General features: G+C 72.5%; 8 protein-coding genes. 5 read left to right on the top strand and 3 right to left on the bottom strand.

Going from position 1 to position 7573, the window contains the following annotated elements:
* Positions 1-150: 150 nt before the first annotated feature.
* From ACESL7_RS10510 to ACESL7_RS10500, 3 genes are all read right to left on the bottom strand, one after another.
* On the bottom strand, positions 151-1656 hold the full coding sequence (locus ACESL7_RS10510; protein WP_372893276.1) for a malonate--CoA ligase: 1506 nt from the start codon (positions 1654-1656) through the stop codon (positions 151-153).
* Positions 1653-3743 (bottom strand): 3-hydroxyacyl-CoA dehydrogenase NAD-binding domain-containing protein, encoded by a 2091-nt coding sequence (locus tag ACESL7_RS10505; protein WP_372893275.1) that lies wholly within the window; start codon positions 3741-3743, stop codon positions 1653-1655. Before ACESL7_RS10505 ends, ACESL7_RS10510 begins: the two co-directional genes overlap by 4 nt.
* Positions 3744-3840: 97 nt before the next feature.
* Positions 3841-4278 carry an acyl-CoA thioesterase gene (locus ACESL7_RS10500; RefSeq protein WP_372893274.1) on the bottom strand — a complete coding sequence of 146 codons (438 nt, stop codon included), beginning with the start codon at positions 4276-4278 and terminating at the stop codon, positions 3841-3843.
* A gap of 121 nt (positions 4279-4399) precedes the next feature.
* Between ACESL7_RS10500 and ACESL7_RS10495 the strand changes: the two genes are divergently transcribed.
* The 5 genes from ACESL7_RS10495 (at position 4400) to ACESL7_RS10475 (ending at position 7389) form a co-directional block, all read left to right on the top strand.
* Positions 4400-5167 (top strand): SDR family NAD(P)-dependent oxidoreductase, encoded by a 768-nt coding sequence (locus tag ACESL7_RS10495; protein WP_372893273.1) that lies wholly within the window; start codon positions 4400-4402, stop codon positions 5165-5167.
* 135 nt (positions 5168-5302) lie between these two features.
* The gene (locus ACESL7_RS10490; RefSeq protein ID WP_372893272.1) at positions 5303-5758 is read left to right on the top strand and encodes a universal stress protein; all 456 of its coding nucleotides are present in this window, start codon (positions 5303-5305) and stop codon (positions 5756-5758) included.
* Between the two features lie 84 nt (positions 5759-5842).
* Positions 5843-6406: a NifU family protein gene (locus ACESL7_RS10485; protein WP_372893271.1), complete on the top strand. Its 564-nt coding sequence runs from the start codon at positions 5843-5845 to the stop codon at positions 6404-6406.
* Positions 6393-6986: a tRNA (adenosine(37)-N6)-threonylcarbamoyltransferase complex dimerization subunit type 1 TsaB gene (gene tsaB, locus ACESL7_RS10480; RefSeq protein ID WP_372893277.1), complete on the top strand. Its 594-nt coding sequence runs from the start codon at positions 6393-6395 to the stop codon at positions 6984-6986. The genes ACESL7_RS10485 and tsaB overlap by 14 nt, the downstream gene beginning before the upstream one ends.
* Entirely contained in the window at positions 6976-7389 is a 414-nt protein-coding gene (locus tag ACESL7_RS10475) for a GNAT family N-acetyltransferase (RefSeq protein WP_372893270.1), read from the top strand. Before tsaB ends, ACESL7_RS10475 begins: the two co-directional genes overlap by 11 nt.
* Positions 7390-7573 lie beyond the last annotated feature (184 nt).

Raw genomic sequence — 7573 nt, 5'->3', positions numbered from 1 at the left:
AGGGCGGCGGATCGCACGCGGGATCGGCCGGGGTGCCTGTTGCGTGCCGACGGCCCCCGGCGATGGCGGCCGGGCGTGTCATCGGGGGCAGCCCGTCGGGCGCGGGATGTCGGGCCGCGGCGCAGCCACAGCAGGCGCGGCGCCCGGCGCTCAGGTGAAGAGGTCGGCGTAGCGGGCGCGCAGGGCGGCTTTCTGCACCTTGCCCATGGTGTTGCGGGGCAGCGCGTCGACGAGGATCAGCTTTCGCGGCTGCTTGAAGCCCGCCAGCGCGTCGCGCAGGGCCCGCTCGACCTGCGCGAGGTCGGGGCCCGCGCCCTCGGGGACCAGGATCGCGACGGGGGTTTCGCCGAAGTCCGGGTGCGGCACGCCGACGACCGCGCTCTCGCGCACGCCGGGCTGGGCGTCGATCGCCTCCTCGATCTCCTTCGGGTAGACGTTGAAGCCGCCGGAGATGATGAGGTCCTTGGCGCGGCCGACGATGGTGACGTAGCCGTCCGGGTCTTCCTGCGCGAGGTCGCCGGTGATGAAGAACCCGTCTTCGCGGATCTCCTCGGCGGTCTTCTCGGACATCTGCCAGTAGCCCTTGAAGACGTTCGGGCCGCGCACCTCGATCACGCCCGTCTCGCCCGGTGCGACCTCGCTGCCGTGCGCGTCGCAGATGCGCATTTCCACCCCCGGCAGGGGCAGGCCCACGGTGCCGGGCCGGCGCTCGCCGTCGTAGGGGTTGGAGGTGATCATGTTCGTTTCGGTCATGCCGTAGCGCTCGAGGATGCGGTGGCCCGTGCGGTCCTCGAAGCGGCGGTGCGTCTCGGCGAGCAGCGGCGCGGAGCCCGAGACGAAGAGGCGCATGGTCGCGCAGGTCTCGCGGGTGAACTCCTCCTGCTCCAGAAGGCGGGTGTAGAAGGTGGGCACCCCCATCATCGCGGTCGCGCGCGGCAGGTCGCGGATCGCCGCGGCGGCGTCGAACCTCGGGTGGAAGAGCATCGCGCCGCCGGCGAGGAGCATCACGTTCGTGGCCACGAAGAGCCCGTGCGTGTGGAAGATGGGCAGCGCATGCAGCAGCACGTCGTCGGCGGTGAAGCGCCAGGCCTCGGTCAGCACCTCGGCGTTCGACAGGAGGTTGCGCGCCGTCAGCATCGCGCCCTTCGATCGCCCCGTCGTGCCGGAGGTGTAGAGGAAGGCGGCGAGGTCGTCCTCCGATCGCGGCACGGGCGCGAAGTGCTCGGGCTGGCGTGCGGCGAGATCGGCGAAGCTGCCCGTGCCGTCCGGGCCCAGCGTCTCGAGCCGCGCGCCCTGCGCCTCGGCGACGGGGCGCAGGGAATGGGCCGTCGCGGGATCGCAGAGGAAGAGCCGCGCGCCCGAATCGCCGATGAAGTAGTCGAGCTCGGCCGCCGTGTAGGCGGTGTTGAGCGGCAGGAAGATCACGCCCGCCGCCGCGCAGGCCGCGAAGACGGCGAGCGCCTCGGGCGATTTTTCCACCTGCAGCGCCAGCCGGTCGCCGGGCGCCAGCCCCGCCGCGGTGAGCGCATGGGCGAAGCGCCCCGAGAGCCGCAGGAAGGCGTCATGCGTGAGCACCGTGCCGTCCGTCAGATGCAGGAAGGGCGTCTCGCGCCCCAGATGCCGCCCGAACAGCCGGTCGTGGAGCGGGTTGCTCATCCGTTCAGGTCCGCGAAGGTCTTGCCCTCCCCCGCGAGCCGCCGGAGGAGGCCGGGCACCTGCCAGTAATGCGGGTCCTCCGCCGCGTAGGTCTCGATGCGCCGGATCACCTCGTCAAGGCCGATGCGGTCGGCGTGGTGGAGCGGCCCGCCGCGGAAGCGCGGGAAGCCGTAGCCGAAAAGAAGCACGGCATCGACGTCGATGGGACGTTGGGCGATGCCGTCTTCCACGACCCGCGTCGCCTCCGCGATCATCGCGGTCATGTAGCGCGCGACGATCTCCTCGTCGGTGAAGCTGCGCGGCGTGACGCCGGCACGCGCGCGCTCCTCCTCCAGGATGCGTTCGGCCTCGGGGTTCGGACCGCCCTGTCCCGCGCCGTAAAGATAATAGCCGCTGCCCGTCTTGCGCCCGAACATGCCGGCCTCGCAGATCCGGTCGGCCACCGGGACGTAGCGCTCTTGTGCAGGCCGCGTGTCGGCATGGCGCTTGCGGTAGCTCCAGCCGATGTCGAGCCCGGCGAGGTCGGACACGCGGAAGGGCCCCATGGCGAAACCGAAGCCCTCCAGCGCGCGGTCGATCTCCTGGAAATGCGCCCCGTCGAGGAGCATGTAGTCCGCCGCCTTGCGGTAATGCTGCATCAGGCGATTGCCGATGAAGCCGTCGCAGACGCCGCTGCGCACGCCGATCTTGCGGAGTTTCTTCGCCAGCGCGAGACCGGTGGCGACCGTCTCCGGTGCCGTCCTGTCGGCCACCACGATCTCCACGAGCTTCATGACGTGGGCGGGCGAGAAGAAATGCAGCCCCAGCACCGCCTCGGGGCGCGAGGTGGCCGCGGCGATCTCGTTCACGTCGAGATAGGAGGTGTTCGTCGCCATGATGGCGCCGGGCGCGAGCGTGGCGTCGAGCTTGCCGAAAATCTCCTTCTTCACGCCCATGTCCTCGAAGACCGCCTCGATCACGAGGTCGGCCTGACCCAGCGCCGCGATCTCCGTGGCGCTGTCGAGCCGGGCGAGCGTCGCCTCGCGGCCCGCCGCGTCGAGCTTGCCGCGCGTCACCGCGCCGTCGAGGTTCTTCGTCACGGTGGCGAGGCCACGCTCCAGCGCCTCGGTCGACGCCTCGACCAGCGTGACGTCGTAGCCGGCGAGCAGGCAGGCAGTGGCGATGCCCGAGCCCATCGTGCCGCCGCCGATCACGCCGATCCTCTTCAGCTCGCGCGGCTCGGCGTCCCGTTCGGGGAACTTCGCGACCGCCCGCTCGGCGAAGAAGGCATGCACGAGACCGGCGCGCTGCGGGCTGTCCTGACAGGCGTGAAAGAGCGCGCGCTCCTCGGCCAGCCCCTCGGCAAGGGGGCGTGCGGCGGCCGCGACGGCCTCGACGCACTTGTGCGGCGAAAAGAGGTGCGGGACCTCCGCCGCCATCTTCGCGCGGTAGTCGGCGAGCGCAGCCTCGTCCGGCGCGACCGGCAGATCGCCGGTGCGCCGCGTCTCGATGCGCGCCTCGGCGGCGTCCCGTGCGCCCGCGAGCGCGATCTCGCGCGGCGCGCCGTCACGGATCTCGTCGAGCAGGCCGGCCTCCAGCGCCTCCTGCGCGGGCACGTGCCGGCCGGAGGTGATCATGTCGAGCGCCATGCGCATCCCCGCGAGGCGTGGCGCGCGCTGCGTGCCGCCGGCGCCGGGCAGGAGGCCGAGCGACACCTCGGGCAGCCCGATGCGCAGCCGGGGCGTGCCGATGCGGTAGTGCGCGGCCATCGCCACCTCGAGCCCGCCACCGAGCGTCGTGCCGTGCAGGGCGCAGACCACGGGTTTCGCGCAGTCCTCGATGCGGTTGACCACGTCCGGCAGCCAGGGATCGACCGGCGGCTTGCCGAACTCGCGGATGTCGGCGCCGGCGATGAAGGTCCGCCCGGCGGCGTAGAGCCCGATCGCCTTCACTTCCATGTCGGCCTCGAGCGCATCGATCGCGTCGACGAGCCCCGCGCGCACCGCGAGGCCGGCGGCGTTGACCGGCGGATTGTCGATGCGGATCAGCGCGACCGCGCCCTCGCGCTCGACTTGGACGACGTCGTTGATCGTTTCCGTGGCGGCCATGGCCCGGCTCCCCCCTGCTCCAGCCTCGCGTCGCGGGGGTGGTAGCCAAGCCCCGTCCCGCGGTCAACGCGGCCGCCCCCCGCCGCCGGATCGGCCCTCAGACGCCCAGGCGCAGCACCGCGCGGCGCGCGGCCTCGCCGAGCGGCAGGGGCCGGCCGCTTTCGGCGTCCACCTGCACCTGCGCGAAGAAGCCTTCGGCGAAAGCATCCGGCTCGTCGTTGCGGAAAAGCCCGATGTCCGTCGTCCATGAACTCCGCCCGAGCCGGCCGAGGCGGAGGCCCGCATGGATCGTGTCGGGGAAGCCCGCCTCGGCGTGATATCGACAGCCGCTCTCGACCACGAGGAGCCGCGCCTCTGTCCCCGTCAGGTCGAAGCACCCCTCGGCCATCTGCCAGAGCGTCACCGCCGTGTCGAAGAGCGCGTAATGCACGACATTGTTCAGATGCCCGTAGGCGTCGTTGTCGGCCCAGCGCGTGGGCAGCGTGTGAAAGGCGGCGTAGTCGGCGCGGGTGCCGGGCGGCGCGCGGTCGGACATGCGGCGTCTCCTCCTGCTGTTGCGGGCAGCGAGCGTGGCCCGGGCGGCGCGGCTTGGCAAGGCCGGTTGACGCCGCCGCACGGGGGGCGGACAACTCCGCCGGCAACCAAGGGAGGAGCGGATGCAGATCGGACAGGAAACGGTGGCGGCGGTCACCGGCGGCGCCTCGGGCCTCGGCGGCGCGGTGGCGCGGATGCTGGCGGAAGAGGGCGCGCGCGTCGCGATTCTCGACATGGACGCGGAGAAGGGACAGGCCATGGCCGAGGCCACCGGTGGCCTCTTTCACGGAACCGACGTCAGCGACCCGGAGAGCGTGACCGCCGCGCTCGACGCGGTGGAGGCCGCGCTCGGCACGCCGCGCGTCTGCGTGAACTGCGCCGGTATCGGCCCGGCGGCCAAGACCGTCTCGAAAGGCGTCCCGCACGACGCCGCGCTCTTCGCGAAGGTGATCCGGGTGAACCAGATCGGCACCTTCCACATGGCGAGCCAGGCGGCGGCGCGCATGGCGGCGCTGGCGCCTGTGGGCGAGAACGGCGAGCGCGGCGTGATCGTCAACACCGCCTCCGTCGCCGCCTACGAGGGGCAGATCGGGCAGGTCGCCTACGCCGCCTCCAAGGGCGGCGTGGTGGGCATGACGCTGCCCATGGCGCGCGACCTTTCCAGCCTCGGCATCCGGGTCTGCACCATCGCGCCGGGGCTTTTCCGCACGCCGCTCCTCGAAGGGCTGCCGCAGGAGGTTCAGGACAGCCTCGGACAGCAGGTCCCCTTCCCCTCGCGCCTCGGCGACCCCTCGGAGTTCGCAGAGCTCGCGCGCCACATCATGGAAAACCCGATGCTGAACGGCGAGGTGATCCGCCTCGACGGCGCGATCCGCATGGCGCCGCGCTGATCCGGCGGGCGCGCGTCGGTCCCTCCGGTTCCTCCTCGCGGACGTCCGAGCGAGGCGCGCGCGCAGGCAGCGCGCGCGGCGGGTCGCTTGCGCCGCCCGCGGCCCTGCGCCATCCTGCGCGTGAAAGGAGGCCCGATGCGCAAGTTCCTCGTCGTGCTCGACGACAGCCGCGAATGCCTGAACGCCATGCGCTTCGCCGCCATGCGCGCTGCGCGCTCGGGTGGCGGCGTCTCGGTGCTGGCCGTGATCCCTCCGGACGAGTTCCAGCACTGGATCGGCGTCGGCGAGGTGATGCGCGAGGAGGCGCGCGAGCGCATCCACGCCCATTACGAGGTTTTCGCCAAATGGATGCGCGACCGCCAGAAGGTCGAGCCCGAGCTCGTCATCCGGGAGGGCGAGACGGTGCCGGAGATCCTCGCGCAGCTGAAGGAGGACGAGGAGGTGGGCGTTCTGGTGCTCGGCGCCGCCTCCGGAAGCAAGGGGCCGGGCCCCCTGGTGACGCAACTCACCCGCAGCGCCGGGACCCTGCCGGTGCCGATCACGGTGGTGCCGGGCGACCTTTCGAAGGAGCGGCTCGAGGCGATCACCTGAGGGCCCTCATGGTTTAGAACGGTTCCAAGTCTTGACGCAGGCTCCGGCGGAGCGCATATCCCGTCCAACAGAGAGGGCCTGCCCATGTTCATTCAGACCGAACCCACGCCGAACCCGGCGACGCTGAAATTCCTGCCCGGCCAGACCGTGCTGGAGACGGGGACGGCCGATTTTCCCTCGGCCGAGGGCGCCGAGGTCTCGCCGCTCGCGACGCGAATCTTCGGGGTCGAGGGCGTGCGCGCCGTCTTCTTCGGGACGGATTTCGTCACCGTCACCAAGGAGGACGCGGTCGAATGGGACCACATCAAGCCCGCGCTCCTCGGTGCGATCATGGACCATTACCAGTCCGGCCAGCCGGTGATGTCCGGGCAGGCCTCCGCCGCCTCGGGCCATGCCGAGCACGACGGCGCGGATGGTGAGATCGTGGGCCAGATCAAGGAGCTGCTCGACAGCCGCGTGCGCCCGGCGGTGGCGCAGGACGGGGGGGACATCACCTTCCACGGCTTCGAGCGCGGCGTCGTCTACCTGCACATGCAGGGCGCCTGCGCGGGCTGCCCCTCCTCGACGCTGACGCTCAAGATGGGGATCGAGAACCTGCTTCGCCACTACATCCCCGAAGTGACGGAGGTACGCCCTGTCGGCGTCTGACCCTCTGGTCCTCGGCTTCGACACATCGGCCGCGCATTGCGCGGCCGCTTTGCTGTCGGGCGATCGCGTTCTGGCCGTGCGCGCCGAGGAGATGGGGCGCGGCCAGGCCGAGCGGCTCTTTCCCATGCTCGAAGAGATGCTCGCGGGGGCCGGCCTTCGCTGGCCCGACGTGGGGCGGATCGGCGTGGGCACCGGTCCGGGCAATTTCACCGGCCTGCGCATCGCCGTCGCCGCGGCGCGGGGGCTCGCGCTCGGGCTCGGAGTGCCGGCCGTGGGCGTGCCGACCTTCGCGGTGATCCACGCGCGGACGCCGGGGCCGCATCTTGCGGTGGTGCCTGCTCCGCAGGGCCGGCTCTACGCCGCCGCACCCGGTGCCGCGCCGGAGCTTCTCGAGGCGGAGGCCGCCGAGGCGCGCGGCCTGCCGCTCGCTTTTCCGCCCGCGCCCGCCGCGCTGGCCGAGGGCATCGCGCGCGCGGCGGCGGCGCAGCACGGGAGCGAGCCGCCGGCGCCGCTCTACATCCGCCCGCCCGACGCCGCGCCCGCGCGCGAGGCGCCGCCGGTGATCCTCGATGACGCCTGAGGCGCTGGAGGGGCTCCACGCCCGCGCCGTCGCGCCCGCCCGCGGCTGGAGCGCGGCAGAGTTCGCTGCCCTCCTGGAAAGCCCGCATGTCTTTGCCGTCGGCGACGCGCGCGCCGTGGCGCTGGGCCGCGCAGTCGCTGGAGAGGCGGAGCTTCTCACGCTCGCCACCGACCCGGACCACCGCCGCGGCGGCCTGGCGCGCGCCTGCCTCGCCGCTTTCGCGGCCGAGGCACGGGCGCGCGGGGCGACGGAGGCCTTCCTCGAGGTGGCGGCCGACAACTGGGCGGCGCGCGCGCTCTACGTGGCCGACGGCTGGGCCGAAGCTGGACTGCGCCCCGGTTACTACCAGCGGACCGGACATCCGCCGGTGGACGCGCTCATGCTCGTCCGCACGCTCCCCTGAGACGCGTCCGGCCCGCGGCGCCGGGATCAGTTGCCCGGCGCGGCGCATGCGCGTTCCGGGATGCCGGGCAGTCCCGCAGCCGCAAAGGTCTGCGCCCTCGAAGGCCGAAAGCGACCTGGCGGGGGTCATCTGCCCGAGGCTGACCCGCACGTCGAGCGCAGCGCCGGCGAGGGGCTCTGCCCCT

It is taken from the genome of Rhodosalinus sp. (genome assembly GCF_041685465.1).
Classification (GTDB): domain Bacteria; phylum Pseudomonadota; class Alphaproteobacteria; order Rhodobacterales; family Rhodobacteraceae; genus Rhodosalinus.
This window is presented reverse-complemented; position numbering and strand designations above follow the sequence as displayed.